Origin of the sequence: Bradyrhizobium centrosematis (assembly GCF_045571495.1) — a bacterium.
Classification (GTDB): domain Bacteria; phylum Pseudomonadota; class Alphaproteobacteria; order Rhizobiales; family Xanthobacteraceae; genus Bradyrhizobium; species Bradyrhizobium centrosematis.
On the sequence record NZ_CP120703.1, the window covers coordinates 1,433,262 to 1,448,799 of the forward strand.

General features: G+C 65.3%; 15 protein-coding genes. 7 read left to right on the forward strand and 8 right to left on the reverse strand.

The window, feature by feature from the left end; all coding sequences use genetic code 11:
• Positions 1-53: 53 nt before the first annotated feature.
• A complete protein-coding gene (locus P6U31_RS06880; RefSeq protein WP_407187472.1) occupies positions 54-347 on the forward strand; it encodes an HdeA/HdeB family chaperone in 294 nt (97 codons plus the stop codon).
• Positions 348-504: 157 nt separating this feature from the next.
• On the opposite strand, the gene P6U31_RS06885 is transcribed toward P6U31_RS06880, so the two are convergent.
• Together P6U31_RS06885 and P6U31_RS06890 are read right to left on the reverse strand one after the other, a co-directional pair.
• Positions 505-1,527, reverse strand: a complete 1,023-nt coding sequence (locus P6U31_RS06885; RefSeq protein WP_407187473.1) for an alpha/beta hydrolase — start codon at positions 1,525-1,527, stop codon at positions 505-507.
• Between the two features lie 100 nt (positions 1,528-1,627).
• Entirely contained in the window at positions 1,628-2,758 is a 1,131-nt protein-coding gene (locus P6U31_RS06890; RefSeq protein ID WP_407187474.1) for a hypothetical protein, read from the reverse strand.
• Positions 2,759-3,159: 401 nt separating this feature from the next.
• On the opposite strand from P6U31_RS06890, the gene P6U31_RS06895 reads away from it, so the two are divergent.
• Positions 3,160-4,650 (forward strand): amidohydrolase family protein, encoded by a 1,491-nt coding sequence (locus P6U31_RS06895; RefSeq protein ID WP_407187475.1) that lies wholly within the window; start codon positions 3,160-3,162, stop codon positions 4,648-4,650.
• Positions 4,651-4,653: 3 nt separating this feature from the next.
• Positions 4,654-5,583, forward strand: a complete 930-nt coding sequence (locus tag P6U31_RS06900; protein WP_407187476.1) for a CobW family GTP-binding protein — start codon at positions 4,654-4,656, stop codon at positions 5,581-5,583.
• Between the two features lie 48 nt (positions 5,584-5,631).
• Here P6U31_RS06900 and P6U31_RS06905 read toward each other — a convergent pair whose 3' ends face one another.
• The 4 genes from P6U31_RS06905 to P6U31_RS06920 all read right to left on the reverse strand — a co-directional run bounded on the left by P6U31_RS06905 (position 5,632) and on the right by P6U31_RS06920 (position 8,049).
• Positions 5,632-6,702: a linear amide C-N hydrolase gene (locus tag P6U31_RS06905; protein WP_407187477.1), complete on the reverse strand. Its 1,071-nt coding sequence runs from the start codon at positions 6,700-6,702 to the stop codon at positions 5,632-5,634.
• A 100-nt stretch (positions 6,703-6,802) separates the two neighbouring features.
• The gene (locus P6U31_RS06910) at positions 6,803-7,198 is read right to left on the reverse strand and encodes a GFA family protein (protein WP_407187478.1); all 396 of its coding nucleotides are present in this window, start codon (positions 7,196-7,198) and stop codon (positions 6,803-6,805) included.
• Between the two features lies 1 nt (position 7,199).
• A complete protein-coding gene (locus tag P6U31_RS06915; protein WP_407187479.1) occupies positions 7,200-7,571 on the reverse strand; it encodes a hypothetical protein in 372 nt (123 codons plus the stop codon).
• A gap of 100 nt (positions 7,572-7,671) precedes the next feature.
• Positions 7,672-8,049, reverse strand: a complete 378-nt coding sequence (locus P6U31_RS06920) for a tautomerase family protein (protein WP_407187480.1) — start codon at positions 8,047-8,049, stop codon at positions 7,672-7,674.
• Positions 8,050-8,219: 170 nt separating this feature from the next.
• Here P6U31_RS06920 and P6U31_RS06925 point away from each other — a divergent pair, with 170 nt between their 5' ends.
• Positions 8,220-8,819, forward strand: a complete 600-nt coding sequence (locus P6U31_RS06925; protein WP_407187481.1) for a TetR/AcrR family transcriptional regulator — start codon at positions 8,220-8,222, stop codon at positions 8,817-8,819.
• Positions 8,820-8,923: 104 nt separating this feature from the next.
• On the opposite strand, the gene P6U31_RS06930 is transcribed toward P6U31_RS06925, so the two are convergent.
• Positions 8,924-9,397 carry a hypothetical protein gene (locus P6U31_RS06930; RefSeq protein WP_407187482.1) on the reverse strand — a complete coding sequence of 158 codons (474 nt, stop codon included), beginning with the start codon at positions 9,395-9,397 and terminating at the stop codon, positions 8,924-8,926.
• 10 nt (positions 9,398-9,407) lie between these two features.
• Entirely contained in the window at positions 9,408-9,908 is a 501-nt protein-coding gene (locus P6U31_RS06935; protein WP_407187483.1) for a hypothetical protein, read from the reverse strand.
• Between the two features lie 218 nt (positions 9,909-10,126).
• On the opposite strand from P6U31_RS06935, the gene P6U31_RS06940 reads away from it, so the two are divergent.
• The 3 genes from P6U31_RS06940 to P6U31_RS06950 all read left to right on the forward strand — a co-directional run bounded on the left by P6U31_RS06940 (position 10,127) and on the right by P6U31_RS06950 (position 15,470).
• The gene (locus tag P6U31_RS06940; RefSeq protein WP_407187484.1) at positions 10,127-10,369 is read left to right on the forward strand and encodes a hypothetical protein; all 243 of its coding nucleotides are present in this window, start codon (positions 10,127-10,129) and stop codon (positions 10,367-10,369) included.
• Positions 10,370-10,430: 61 nt separating this feature from the next.
• Positions 10,431-12,152, forward strand: coding sequence for an AMP-binding protein (locus P6U31_RS06945; RefSeq protein WP_407187485.1), 1,722 nt, complete (start codon positions 10,431-10,433; stop codon positions 12,150-12,152).
• A gap of 12 nt (positions 12,153-12,164) precedes the next feature.
• Complete coding sequence (locus tag P6U31_RS06950; protein WP_407187486.1) at positions 12,165-15,470, forward strand: carboxyl transferase domain-containing protein; 3,306 nt, start codon at positions 12,165-12,167, stop codon at positions 15,468-15,470.
• Positions 15,471-15,538: the final 68 nt, after the last annotated feature.

Genomic DNA, 15,538 nt, shown 5'->3' on the forward strand with positions numbered 1-15,538 from the left:
CCTTATTAGCTTCGGCCCCTCACCATTGGATAGGATCCGCAGGGAGAACGCGAATGTCGAGATTTGGGCTAGTTTGGGTGCTGTTTGCATGTCTGTCGACCTCCGCAGCATATTCGCAAGTCACCATCGACGTCTCGAAGATCACTTGCGAGCAATTTCTGCACAACAAGGTAGCGAGCAATCGAACGGTCGCGATCTGGCTCAGCGGCTATCGCGCCGGTCAAAGAAACGACCCGGTTGTGGACACTCAGGCGGTTGAACGAAACGCCGGAAAAGTGACGCGATATTGCGACAAGAATCGAAATGTCACGCTAATGCAGGCCGTGGAAGCCAGTCTTCAAAAGTAAGAGTCTCAACCTGTTGGCATGCCGTCGAGTCCCGGGGACATCCCCCAGAGAGCGGCCATTTCGATCAGGGCCGCCGCCCGATAGCCGATCAAGTTCCCTCGAAGCCGGAACGATTATGGCCTGGAGTGGCTGTCTCCATGACGCCGCCGAGGCTCCCTCACGCCGTCGTGCCGTCGATCGAGCGGCGGATCACCTGCTGCACTTCCGTATTCGATAGGAACAGGTCGTGGTTGATGAGGCCCCAGCCTTCCTGGGAGGCATCGACCACGCGCACACCGAGCCGCGCGATGGCGGCTTTCTCGGCCGCGCCGACCCGCGTCATTCCACCTGCGATCTGTCCCGACAGCGCCAGTGCGCGATCGTTGGTCGATGCGATCACGGTGATCTTGCCGGCTAGCGGGCCGATGCGCTGAATCGCCGACGAGAACACGTCCATGTCGATGTCGGGCGCGGCGAACACCACCGCGCCGATCTTGCTCGTGACCGTGTCACCGTATCGCGCATGGAGCTGACGCAGGCTTTCCAGCGTCAGCATCGTCCCCATGCTGTGCGCGACGATGTGCACACGTCCGCCGCCCGGTGCCGAGACCAGCGCGGAGAGCATGCGCTCGAAATTGTCGCGCGACCACATCGCGCTGTCGCGGTCGTAGGCGTAGTCGAACAGTCCTGCCTTGGAAGGCCAGGAGAACACCAGGGTCCGGCCGCGGAACTTGATTCCATCGGAGAGATGGGCGCCGTCCAGCACCGCCGTCTCGAACGTCTGCTTGAAGCCGTGCACATAGATCAGCACGTCGCCTCCGCCGGCCTGCGCAGCCAGATCGCCAATTTCGGCTGACACCGGTTCGACCCGGTCAAGGCGCCAATCGCCGAGGCCGACCGAGGCGAGAGAGAGACGGCTCTCATCCGGGGCCACCAAATGTGCCTGCGCCACCCTCATGTTGGTCGCGCGCTCCGGCCCAAACCAAGGCTTCGCGCGGGCGCCGTTCACGGGCTTGCGCGTGGTGACGACCAGCAACGTCGGGTCGAGCGAGAGCGACGAGGCGTCGAAGCGCGCGCCGGTCGCACCGAGGCCAGCGCATCCGCCGAGCGCGAGCGCGCTGCCTGCCGACAGAAGCCCGCCGAGAAAAGTGCGGCGCGAAACGGAATGCGAGTTTCGTTGCAGAAAACGTCGGACGATCACACGGAACCTCGAGGAACCTTGCCCACCGTAACGCCGCCCCGCCCAGCTCCCTGAATGACAATGGAGGCGAGAAGACGGCGGAGCCCCCTTCCATTTCAACTCACAGTGCTTCGAGGGCCTTGCGCGACGGCGCCATTGGCAACCAGTCCGGAATGCGGCGCTTGGCGAGCCAGTACGGCCGCCACAGCGACATCCAGCTTTCGCGATCCAGCGGCGCGCTTTCCCCAGTACGTTGCCTCATGTCGATCTGCGACAAGTCGTGCTTGTGCAGCCATTGACGAGCCGCCCACCACAGCTCCTGCGATGCCGTCGCATTGCCGGGACCTTCGAGCTCGACGATGTTCGGCAGCGGATCGCGGTAGCGGCGCGCGATCCGCAACGTGGCGACCCTTTCTCCCTCCTTCCGAATGCTCCAGAGCCGCGATCGATTGTGGGCGAGATCGGCGCCATACGAGTTGAGGCAGTTCTTCATCGCCTTCGCCTCTGCGATGACGGCGGCCATGCAATCCAGCGGCACGAATTCATAGCCTGCGATCCGGCCGGGCCGCAGCCACATGTCGGCGATCGGCCGGCGGCCGAGATTGGTTTGCAAGGCAATGACCGTTTGCCAATCCTCTGCGGCCGAACGTGCGGCATCGATCCGCAGGTCCGGCGTCCACGGCCTCTCGATCAGATCGTGCCCCAATGTCGCCGGCTGAGAGCAAAACCACGCCCAGAGACAGATCAGCCGCAATCGCGCAGTCCGAACACGTCGCGGCTCGCGGACGAATTCACGCGCGATCCACACAGCCATCGGCTCATGCGCGAGCTCGGCGGTGTCGGCGACCAGCTGAAGCCAGCATGGCGCGAGCTTGAGCGAGCGCGGAAGGTGGTTCGCGATCTGTCGGCGAAACAGCTCGCCGTCAGGCAGGCGTGGGACCGGGCACACGAATGCCTCCGGCGGCAGCCTGCGCAGCCACAGGGGCAGATCGGCAGGCGCGGCGGCTTGCGCGAGGGGAGCGCCGTCGACCACGCATGCTATCGCGCGTGACGGATCGAGCCCTGCCCGCGGAACGGCCAGCGCGAAGAGGAGCGCGGGAAAGCTCGCGGCGAGGTCGGCCAGGCGCGGGTGCCGCGCGGCCAGGGCACGTGCGGCGTTCTGGAAGCGCGGATGATATCGCCGAAGCCGCCGTTCGAGCAGCTCGGAACGTCCGGCCACCTGACAAGGCGCCGGCAGGATATTGAGTGTCATGACACAGGTTCGCAATCGCGCGCCGACAGGCCGCGGCAAATTCGATCTGATATGGGGTTTGTGATCTCACCCGGGGAATCGATCCCGGGGGACGCGCTAGGTATCGCGCGGCGAACCCGGGAAGCGGACAGTCGTCGACATTGTCGCCTCCAGAAATTGGAATTGCGCGCATCCCATAGCTTGACCCTGGCCAACTTGCAACCCGAGACTGCATCCTGCCGGCACCCTTTCACGGTCGCTGCGCGGCAACACGCATGCAGCATCCGCATCCGCAGCGGTGGTCCTTCCCTCCAGAATCTGCATCATGCGCGCCGGGACGGTCCCGCGACGTGGCCGGTCTCATCCTCCGAAGCTGCCGGGACTTCGGGGGCTTTTGGCTTTCAGCTTTTCGGAGTGACGATATGAGCGGTTTGGTGATCTCTGGCGGCCGGGTGGTGGATCCCGCGAGTGGGATGGACGCCATCGGCGACGTGGCGGTGGTGGACGGCAGGATCGCCGCAGTCGGCACGGGCCTCGGCGGCGCCGAGCGGGTGATCGATGCCACAGGGCTCGTGGTCGCGCCCGGCTTCATCGATTTGCACGCCCATGGCCAGTCGATCCCGGCCGACCGCATGCAGGCGTTCGACGGCGTCACGACCACGCTCGATCTCGAGGCCGGCGTGCTGCCGGTCGGGTCCTGGTATGAGCGCCAGGCCAGGAAAGGCCGCGTGCTGAACTACGGCGCCGCCACCAATTGGGCGTTCGCACGCATCGGCGCGATGACGGGCTCCAACGCCGAGAGCTCACTGGAGGCGTTCGGCAATGCCATGCGCGACCGCCGCTGGATGGACAATGTGGCGACCGATGCGGAAATCGCGGGCATTCTCGAACGTCTCGGCCGCGGCCTCAACGAGGGCGGCATCGGCATCGGCATCCTCAATGCTTATGCGCCGGGCGCCGGCGTGCAGGAGCTGACTGCGGTCTGCCAGCTCGCCGCTGCCAAGGACGTGCCGACCTTCACCCACGTCGCCTTTATGTCGCGGATCGACCCAGAGAGCGCAGTGGAAGCCTATATCCGCCTGATCGGCTATGCCGGCGCCACCGGCGCGCACATGCACATCTGCCATTTCAACTCGTCGAGCAAGACCGACGTCGAGCGCTGCCGCGTGCTGATCGCCAAAGCGCAGGCGCAGGGCCTGCCGATCACGGTGGAAGCCTATCCTTATGGCACCGGTTCGACCGTGCTGGCCGCCGCCTTCTTCAGCGACCCCGAATTCGTCGAGCGCAACGGCACCGGATACGATTCCGTGCAGCGCGTCACCGACGGCTATCGCTTTCACGACCGCGAGGAGCTCTTGAAGGCGCAGGCCGAGGAGCCGTCCTCGCTGGTGCTCTGGCACATCCTCGACACCGAGAACAATGCGCATCACCGCGACCTGCTCGACATGTCGGTGCTGTATCCCGGTGGCGCCATCGCCTCCGATGCGATGCCGTGGACGACGTCGGACGGCAAGACCTACACCGGCGATGCCTGGCCGCTGCCGGACGACGCCACCTCGCATCCGCGCTCGGCCGGCTGCTTCACGAAGTTCATCCGCGAATGGGTGCGCGAGCGAAAGGCGGTATCGCTGCTGGAAGGCGTGCGCAAATGCGCGCTGATCCCGGCCGAGATCTTGTCGCAGAGCACGCCGGCGATGCGCGCCAAGGGACGGCTCGCCAAGGACGCCGATGCCGACATCGTCGTGTTCGACTATGAAAAACTGTCCGACCGCGCCACCTTCACGGCGATGAACCGCCCGTCGGAAGGGGTGCGGCATCTCGTGGTCAGCGGCCAGCCGTTGATCAGCGACGGCGTGCTCGATGTGACGGCGCGGCCGGGCAAGCCGGTGCGCCGTCCCGTCGTCGAGGGCTGAGCCATGCCGGTCCCGATTCTCCTGGTCACGGGCTTTCTGGGGGCGGGCAAGACCACGGTCGTGAACCATCTGCTGGCGCATGCGGAGGGACGGCGCATCGCCGCCGTGGTCAACGATTTCGGCGCCATCAACATCGATGCGGAGCTGATCGCGGGAGCCAGCGACGGCGTGGTGAGCCTCGTCAATGGCTGCATCTGCTGCTCGCTCGAAGGCGATCTGCTGCGCACGCTCTCGACGCTGCTGCGGCGCGATCCGAAGCCCGAATACATCGTCATCGAGACCAGCGGCGTCGCCGACCCCGCCGACATCGTCCGCAATCTGATGGATCCCGTGATCCTGCGCGAGGCGCAGCTGGAGACGGTGCTTTGCGTGATGGACGCCGGCACGCCGCCGGCCGCGCTGGACGATGCCCTCCACCGTTCCCAATTGCGGGTTGCCGATATCGTGGCGCTGAGCAAGCTGGATCTGGCGGACGCAGGCGCGGGTGCGCGGATGCGCGCGGCGATTCGCGCACAGCGCGTGCCCGCCGTAATCGTCGATGCGACACACGGCGAGATTCCGTCTGCGCTGCTGTTCCCCGCGCATGTCGATCGCGCGCCCGCGCCGCGCGCGCCGGGACCGAAACGCCCGGCAGAGGAGCGCTTCGAAACGCTGAGCTGGACGTCGGACCACCCGCTCTCGCTGCCGCGCCTGCAGCAGGCGATCGGCCAGCTGGCACCGAAGCTGGCGCGCGCAAAAGGCCTGTTCGAGACGGTCGAGCAGCCCGGCCGCCAGATGGTGTTTCAATTCGCCGCCGGCCGCGCCACGCTGGCCCCGGGTGAGGCGTCGACACCGGACGTGCCGCGCGCCCGGATCGTGTTCATCGCCGAACTCGGCGTTCTCTCGAAGGCCGAGCTCGACAGCATCATGGCAACAAGCTTAGTGACCGGGTGAAGCCACAGTGCACGTCACAAAATCGGTCTTTTGCAGACGCCTGCCGGGTCACAATCCTCCTTTGCGGAACACAAGCGGCTCGCTCGGCGTGAACGCCCCTGTCACGTCGCCGACGAGGTCGCCGCTCTCGTGCACGAGGTCGAGCTTGCGCACCGGAGCTCCTGCGGCAAAGTCCAAGCCATCGAGGCGGACCCATACGATGTTGGGGCTGAGCACCGACTCGAAGAAATAGATGCGGTCGGTGGCGTCGGCGACCGTGCGCCAGATGGTGTGCGACAAATCCGGATGGCGGGCGTCCGAACTGCCCAACGGCTGCGCCACGTTGCGCGCGATGGAGAGCACGCCAGCGACGGTCTCGCGGTAATTGCTCGGCTTGGGCAGGTGCTGTCGATAATAGGCCGCGCGAACGAACCGGTCGGCTGCCTCGGTCGTGCCAGGCAATCGTTCTGTGCCGCCGAAGCCCTGATAGCGCTGCAGGTTCTTCAGTTGCTCGGCGAAGGGCGGGTCGTTGGTCATGACCGTGTAGGAGCGGTCGTGATAGACATGAGGCGTGCCGCCCGTGATCTCGATGATCGCAGAATCGCCCCTCGCGTCCGCCAGCGACAGGTGAATGGTCACGGCCATGTCGGCGCCGGCGACCACGAAGGACGTGGGGACGATCTGGAAATCGCGCTTCTCGGTCGCGGCCACGGCCTCGGCGACCGTGGCGAAATTGTCGAGCATGTACTGCGTCCACAGGCTGAGCGACAGTCCCGGCACGCGCTGATCGCGTTTGCCGTAGTCGGAGGCGGCCAGCCACAACGCGTTGGCGATCAAGCCCTTCTCGTTGATGCCGTCGGCCGTTCCGACGTCGTAAGAGGAAGCGGCGACGCTGCCATATTTGGATGTCCAGTTGATCGAATTGTCGTCGCCGCTGAGCCCGCTGCGCGTAATACCACGTGGAAAGGCCCACAGGTTGGAGCGCATGTCCTCAACCCAATCGAGGTTGCGGGTGACCACGGCGGCTTGGCCATTGTCGGCCCAGAGCACGCGCGAGCAGGCCGCGGCGAATCCGGTGCCCGCAAACATCAATGTCGCTGCCAGCGCGAGAGCGCGGCTGCGCAAACAGGTCTGCATCATGGCGTCATCTGTCCTTCATGTTGATTACCAGCCGAATAAATCCTGGGCCGGCGGCGCGTGAGCGCCATTGATCCGTGTCAACATGGAGGTTGTTTTTTGTCTAATCCTCAACCGGCAAGCCGTCGCCATGGTTGTACCATGCGGCGCGCGACGTCCAATGCACATGCCGGTCGGGCGTCGCATCCAGCTTCTCGTCGAACGCGCCGGCATGGATGATCGCTTCGCGTCCGCTGCGCGTGAGGTGCGGCATCGGGCTGCCGCAGATCTTGCAGAAAGCGGTCGCAAAGCTGCGCGCGCCGGGCAGGTCGAAGCGCGCGACGGAAGCTTCGCCGCGCAACCAGTGCAGCGCCCCCGCCCTCACGATCACTTCGCAGGAATGCGCCGTCCCGGTCGCCTTGCGGCAGCGCGAGCAATGGCAGTTGAGGAAGCGCTCGAACGGACCCTCGACCTCGAACGCGACCTCGCCGCACAGGCAGCTTCCGCGGAATGCCGTCATCTCACTCCCCCTCCGGCTCTGCAGGCTTGTCGACGGCTTCTTCCACGTGGACGGGTTGCGCCCCGTGCGCCCCGCGGAGCCGGATCATGGTGTCGATCACGTCCACCTCGATCTTCAGCATGTCGAGGTCGCGCGTCATCTCGCGCACCTCCTGGCCCTTGCGCGCCAGCTCCTCGGAAACGTCGACTGCCATCTTGCGTTCGGTCACGTTGCCCTGGCTGTTGACGAACAGCTTCGCGCGGATCCATTCGAGCCGCGCCCGCTGGGTGTCGCGCTCGAACTTCTTTTCCGCATAGCGCCGTCGCGCCTCCGCATAGGCGCCAATGAGCGCCGTTTCCGGCAGGCTCCACAATTGCTCGACCGACATGGTCATGCCGTTCGTCCTGAGCTCAGCTCGCTGGAGGTTTGCTCCGCAGCCTATCAGACCCTTCCGGCCGAAAATTCTCAAGAGGGGATCGGCAGATCCGCCAGGCTCACGCGAACTGCGCGATGCCGTGACCGACGGACCAGTTCTCCTTGGTGGCATCGAGCACGTTCACGAACACGTCCTCGGGGCGGATGCCGGGGCTTTCGCCGAGAAGGTCCGCGATCCGGCGATACAGCGCTTTCTTCTGTTCTGGCGTGCGCGAGGCGAACACGGTGATCTGGATCAGCACCGCGTCGTCGCTGCGCTCGACGCCGTAAGCATTGCCGCAGCGGAAATTGGCCGGCTCATGCTCGGTGATGGCCATGAACGCATCGTTCTCGGGTACGTTCAGCGCCTCGCGCATGGCGCGGTAAAGGCCATCGAGAACCGCCTGCCGGTAGGCTTGAGGCTTGCCGGCGCGCATCGAGATATGGAGGAGGGGCATCGCGCGTCCCTTTGCGTGCGGGCCTGACCGGCGAGGCGAACGTGGACGCCGCCGGCTTGGCCGGTTGCTGAAATGGATGAGGAAACGGGCTATCAATCCCGGTCAATTTTTGACACGATGTCTAGAAAGCATGTTCTTGACACCGTGTCAAATATTTTGGAGGGCAGGGTTTGAGGCCGCGCGAATTCGATTACAACGAGGTCCTGCGCATCGCGTTCGACCAGTTCTGGCGCAAGGGCGTTCGCGGCACCTCGCTGTCCGACATCGCGCGCGACGCCGGCGTCCAGCGCGGCAGCCTCTACAACGCCTTCGGCAGCAAGGAAGCGCTCTTCCTGCAGGCCTATGAACGTTACGCAGGCGAGTATCTGATGGGGCTTCAAAAGGCGCTCGGTAACGGCAGCTTGCGAAAGCGCCTCACCGCGTTCTTCGATCTCACCATCACCAATTTCCGCTCCGGCTCGCCGCCCCGCGGCTGCCCGACCACACGCGGTTTGATGGAGCTCGGCGCCGCCGAAGGCGAGGGGCTCGATGAAGAAGCGCGCCAGGCCTTTGCGGGCCTCATCTCGCGCATCACCGCACTGGTTCAGGACACGTTGTCAGATGGCGCGGAGCGCGGCGAGTTCAAAGGCAATCCCGCGGCCACCGCGCTGCACATCATCACCGTGACGCGCGGCCTCGCCGTGCTCGAACGTGCCTTCGGCGACGAGCCGCAATTGCGCAAGATCGCCGCGCACACGATCGACCTCGTGCTCGGCAGGAAAAGCGGTTAAAGCATGATTCGGAAAAGTACGAAGCGGTTTTCCGCAAAGATCATGCGTAAGCAACAACCGAAAGCGCGATGACGATTCATCCAAATCTCATCGCGCTTTAGGTGTCAGCACAATGCGAGCGCGTTGACGGCCCGTGTCGCCGCATCTTCCTTGCCGGAGCCGACGAGCTGGCCGACGATGGATTCGAGTTCGCCCGGCTGCTTGCGGCGCGCGACCGCCAGCAATTGCATCAATCCGGCTTCGTCCTTCGACAGGCGTCGGCAGGACGGTGGCATGAAGCACAGCTCGCAGGGCCGGCCGCTGCGCAGGATCCTGACGAGCGCGGCGGCCCGCGCCACCAGCAGCGGACTGTCGGAGATGCCCGGCGCCTCGTCGGCGAAGCGATAGGCCGCCTCCCAGCAATCGGACGCGCCGGTCGTGTAGGCCGCCCCGATGAAGCGGAACAGCGACAGCGCGACGCGGCAGAAATCATCATAGCTTTCGACGCTGGGGCGTGCCGCGAGCGCGGGCTGGAGCGGACAGAGCTGCGGCTGACCGGCGTCCGGCGCCGCCACAGAGCCGCAAATATCCGGGGGCATGAACGCCTCGTCAGTGCAACGTCGGGCTTCCGACCAGCCAGCTCTTCATCGCCATGGTCAGGTCATGGTCGAGGGACCGCAGATGCCGGTTTGGCAGGATGAGACCCGCCATGCGGAAGATCGTCGCCAATCCCCGCACGGGCGCGAGCGCCCAATCGGCGCCGACCGGCGGCAGCCAGCTCTCGAACCGTTCGCGCGCGACATCGATGCGATCCTGTTGTGCCGCGGCGATGGCGTGCAGGATTTCCTGCTCGCTGTCCGACATGCGGGGGCAGGTCGGGCAGTGCACCTCGATGGCCGTATGGGCCGTGCAGGCGAAGATCTCGATGATTGATTCCAGCGATGGCACGGCATCGCCGACGCGGAAATGGTCGTATACTTCCTGGATGTTGGCTGCGGTCGGAACCGCGCCTCCGCTGCGCGCCTTGGCCCGGAATCCCCAGATGAAGAGTCGCTCGGCGGCGCTCAGCGCCGGCAGGGCCAACGATTCCCGATGTGTCGATTGATGCATGGCGCCTCCGGCGTCTGTGGCGTGCACGCCGCCTCTGATCTGTGCCGATCGTTCTGCCAGAGCGTGTCCCAAGTCAACGCTCGCACGCGCGATATCGAGGTCTTCTAGAATGCACTCGGAAGCTCGCGCCGCAGCCGGCCTGGCAAGCCCCCGCAAGAATACCTCAAACAAATCCAATCTTGAATCCTTCGAAGCGCACCCGTGTTGCCGCAGATGCCATGAAGCGCGCGCCCGAGGCGGCCGCTGAGACCGGCCGGGCCGCCGGCCTTGTGCTGCGATCGAGCCGCGGGCTGACGCAGAAGCTGCAATTGCTCGAAGACGAGGTCAGCGTCTTCGTCGCTGGCATGCGGGCAGCGTTACGAAACGCGCTGCAAGACACTTGGTATTTCCGCGTCGCGGCATCGACCGTGATGCGGAAAACTGTTTTCCTTGACATGAACTCTGCCGTGCTCGACCTGTAACGACGTCGCGCGACGGCATGGGCGTGCCTCGCGATAAGAAGAGCAGCACGGGAAGGACGTCATGAACGCGGGCCTCGACGAGAAGGACTACCTCGCAACCTTGCGTAGCCTGTGGGACAAGGCCTGGCCGAAAGGCCTGCCGCGTTCGCCGAACTATCTGCACGGCGAAGTTCCCTTGACGGAATATCTGCGCGCCTGGGCGAAGCGCAGCCCCGAGCGTCCTGTGGTGATCTTTTACGGCCACGTCACGACCTATGCGGATCTCGACCGGCAGAGCGACCGCTTTGCAGCGCTGCTGGCGGCGAAGGGCGTGGGCAAGGGCGATCGCGTTGCGGTGTTCTTGCCGAACTGCCCGCAATTCCACATCGTGTTCTTCGGCATCCTGAAGCTCGGCGCGATCCACGTCCCGGTCAGTCCGTTGTCGCGCGCGTTCGAGCTGTCCTACGAGCTCAACGACACCCAGGCCGAGGTGATCGTTGCCCTCGACCAGCTCATGCCGGTCGTCGAGCAGGTCCGCGGCGAGGTGCGCCTGCGCGAGATCATCGTTACCAGCTTCGCCGACGTCGTTCCTGCTGCGCCGGCATTTCCCGCACCGGACTCGATCCGCATGCCGCGAATCGCGGTGCCAGCCGCGACCGATCTGTTGCCCGCGCTCGCGGCAATGCCCGCGCCCATGCCGCTACCGCCGCCCGGGCTCGATGACGTCGCCGCACTCAATTACACCGGCGGCACCACCGGCATGCCCAAGGGCTGCGTCCATACCCATCGTGACATGGTCTACACGGCCGCCGCCAATTACGGCATCTCTGTGCTCTCGGACGAGAGCAGCGTGTTCCTGTCGTTCTTTCCCGAGTTCTGGATCGCTGGCGAGAATTTTGGCCTGATCTTCCCACTGTTCTCCGGCGGGACGCTGGTGTTGCTCGCGCGCTGGGATGCCGTCGGCGCGATGGCGGCGATCGACAAGTACAAGGTCACCATCACCGCGATGCCGGTCGACGGCGCGGTCGAGTTGATGGATCATCCGCGTTGGAGCGAATTCGACCTGTCGTCCTTGAAGCAGGTGCGCGTCGTCTCCTTCGTCAAGAAGCTCAATGCCGATTATCGCAGGCGCTGGAAGGATCTCACCGGCACGATCTTGATGGAGGCGGCCTGGGGCATGACCGAGACCCACACCTCCAACACGTTCACATCAGGCTTCCAGGACGATGATTTCGATCTCAACAATCAGCCGATCTTCGTCGGCCTTCCGGTGCCCGGCGCCGAGTTCAAGATCACCGATTTCGAGACCGGTGCGCTATTGCCGCTCGGCGCCGAAGGCGAGATCCGCGTGCGCACGCCCTCGCTGCTCAAGAGCTACTGGAACAAGCCGGAGGCGACCGCGGAGTCGCTGATCGACGGCTGGCTGCGCACCGGCGACATCGGCACTATCGACAAGGACGGCTTCCTGCACTTCCTCGGCCGCCGCAAGGAGATGCTGAAGGTCAAGGGCATGAGCGTGTTTCCGCCGGAGATCGAGGCGCTGCTCGGCCAGCATCCGAAGGTGCTGGGCTCCGGCGTCGTCGGGCGCGACGATCCGAACAAGGGCCAGGTGCCGGTGGCCTATATCCAGCTCAAGCCCGAGGCGGTCGGCACCATCTCCGCGGCGGACCTGCGCGCCTGGTGCGCCGAGCGCATGGCCGTCTACAAGATTCCGGAAGTGCGCCTTATCGAGGCCCTGCCGCTGACGGCGACGGGCAAGGTGAAGAAGCAGGACCTCGATCCAAATCTGCCTGCTGCTGTCTGAATGAGAGAGACGATGTCGTTCAAAAAGCTCATGATCGCCAATCGCGGCGAGATCGCCATCCGCATCGCGCGCGCGGCGGCCGACGCCGGCATTGCAACCGTCGCGATCCATCCCGCCGACGACGCGATGTCGCTGCACGTGCGTGTTGCCGACGAGGCGGTCGAAATCCCCGGTCGGGGCGCCCGGGCCTATCTCGACATCGATGCGGTGGTGAAGGCGGCGAAGAGCACGGGCTGTGATGCCGTGCATCCCGGCTACGGTTTCCTCAGCGAGAATGCGGCATTCGCCAAGGCCTGCGCCGATGCAGGCATCGCCTTCGTCGGGCCCAAACCGGCCGCCCTCGAACTGTTCGGCGACAAGGTCGCAGCGCGGCAATTGGCAAAACGTTGCGGCGTTCCGATCATCGCAGGCACCAGCGGGCCTTCCTCGCTGGAGGAGATCACGGCGTTCTTTGCCTCGCTCGGCAGCAATGCGGCGATCGTGATCAAGGCGATGGCTGGCGGCGGCGGGCGCGGCATGCGCGTGGTCGAGAATGCGGCCGATCTCGCCGAGGCCTATGCGCGCTGCCAGTCCGAGGCCAAGGCGGCCTTCGGCTTCGACGGCGTCTATGCCGAGCGGCTGATCCGGCAGGCGCGCCATATCGAGGTGCAGATCATCGGCGACCGTCATGGCGCGATTTCCCACCTCTGGGAACGCGAATGCACCATCCAGCGCCGGCATCAGAAGCTGGTCGAGGTGGCGCCGAGCCCGTCCTTGAGCGATCCCTTGCGCGGCCGCATCATCGATGCAGCGAAGCAGCTTGCGACGGCCGCCTCCTACGACAATCTCGGCACATTCGAGTTCCTGGTCGACGGCACCGCCGAGGACAGCTTCGCCTTCATCGAGGCCAACCCTCGGCTGCAGGTCGAGCACACCGTGACCGAAGAGGTGCTCGGCGTCGACCTCGTTCGCGCCCAGCTCGCGGTCGCCGCAGGCAGCACGCTGGCTTCGCTGGGTCTTGCGCAGGGCTCGATCCCGAAGCCGCGCGGCCATGCCATGCAGCTTCGCGTCAACATGGAGACGCTGGACGAGACGGGTACGACGCATCCGACCGGCGGCGTGCTCGCCGTGTTCGAGCCGCCGTCGGGCCCCGGCGTTCGCGTCGATAGCTTTGGCTATGCCGGCTACAAGACCAGCGCTGCCTTCGACTCGCTGCTGGCCAAGGTGATCGTGCATACGCCGGGCGAGGCCTGGCACGATGTCGTCGCCAAGGCCTCGCGTGCCTTGCGCGAATTCCGGATCGACGGCGTCGTCACCAACATCGCCTTCCTTCAGGCGGTGCTCGCGCATCCCGATTTCAGGACCAACCGCATCGCAACCGACTTCATCGATCGTAATATCGCAAAGCTCGTCGAGGCCGCCGATGGCGCGGCCAAGCCGCTCTATTTTGCCGCGACGGAGCGGGGCAACGCGCACGACACCGAAGCGCATGCCGCACAGGTCGTGCCGGAAGGTGCGGTGATGGTTGCGGCGCCCTTGCAGGGAACCATCGTCACCATCCAGGTGAAGGAAGGCGAGATCGTACGCCCGGGCCAGCAGCTTGCCGTGATCGAGTCCATGAAGATGGAGCATCTGGTGATGGCCGAGCAGGGCGGGCGGGTGACAAAACTCGTCGCCGGCGACGGCGACACGCTGCTGCATGGCGAAGCGATCATGTATCTCGAGCCGCTCGATGTCGCAGCCGATAGCGCGGCGCAGGAAGTTGACATCGATCTCGACTACATCCGTCCCGATCTCGCCGAGCTGATCGCACGCCAGGCCAACACGCTTGACGAAAACCGCCCGGCCTCGGTCGAGCGGCGCCGCAACACCAACCAGCGCACCGCGCGCGAGAACGTCGCGCAGCTCGTCGACGACGGCTCGTTCATGGAATACGGCAGCCTTGCGATCGCGGCGCAGCGCCGCCGGCGCAAGCTCGACGACCTCATCAAGAACACGCCGGCCGACGGCCTCGTCATGGGCGTCGCCACGGTGAACGCCGAGAAGTTCGGGCCCGAAGGCGCGCGCTGCATCGTCGTGGCCTATGACTACACCGTGCTCGCGGGCACGCAGGGCCACATGAACCAGAAGAAGATCGACCGTATGCTGACGCTGGCGGAAGACTGGCGCGTGCCGCTGGTGTTCTATGCCGAAGGTGGCGGCGGCCGGCCTGGCGATACCGATCGTCTCGGCATGACCGGCCTCGACGGCCCGTCCTTCGTGCAGTTCGCACGGCTCTCCGGCCTCGTGCCGGTGGTCGGCGTCGTCTCCGGCTATTGCTTCGCCGGCAACGCCGCGATGCTCGGCTGCTGCGACGTCATCATCGCGACCAAGAACGCCTCGATCGGCATGGGCGGTCCCGCCATGATCGAGGGCGGCGGCCTCGGCGTCTATCATCCGGCCGAGGTCGGCCCGGCTTCGTTCCAGTCGCCGAACGGCGTCATCGATATCCTGGTCGAGGATGAGGAGGAGGCGACAAGGGATGCGCAGAAGTATCTGTCCTATTTCCAGGGCGCGGTGACGAATTGGGAGGCCGCCGACCAGCGCCTGCTGCGCCGCGCCATTCCCGAGAACCGCCTGCGCGTCTACGACATCCGCAGCGTAATCGACCTCGTCGCCGACAAGAACAGCGTGTTGGAGCTGCGGCGCGACTACGGCGTCGGCATGATCACCGCGCTGATTCGCATCGAAGGCAAGCCGTTCGGCCTGATCGCCAACAATCCGCGCCATCTCGGCGGCGCGATCGACGCCGACGCCGGCGACAAGGCTGCGCGTTTTCTCCAGCTCTGCGACGCGTTCGATCTGCCGATCGTCTCGCTCTGCGACACGCCCGGTTTCATGGTCGGTCCGGAAGCCGAGAAGACCGCAATCGTGCGCCATGTCTCCCGCATGTTCGTGACCGGCGCCAGCCTCACGGTTCCGCTGTTCGGCATCGTGCTGCGCAAGGGCTATGGTCTCGGCGCGCAGTCGATGATCGGCGGCGGCTTTCACGCCTCGTTCTTCACCGCGGCCTGGCCGACCGGCGAGTTCGGCGGCATGGGGCTCGAAGGCTATGTCCGGCTCGGCTTCCGCAAGGAGATGGAGGCGATCGCCGACCCCGAGGAGCGCGAGACCTATTACCGCAACAAGGTCGCCGAGCTCTACGCCAACGGCAAGGCGGTCTCGATCGCCTCGGTGTTCGAGATCGACAACGTCATCGACCCCGCCGAAACGCGGCGCTGGATCATGGCCGGCCTCCGTTCGGTGCCAAAGCCGCCGGCGCGGACGGCGAAGAAGCGGCCGTGCATCGACACGTGGTGAGGGCGGTGCAGCAAATCCAATGATGCCGTCATTCCGGGGCGATGCGAAGCATCGAACCCGGAATCTCG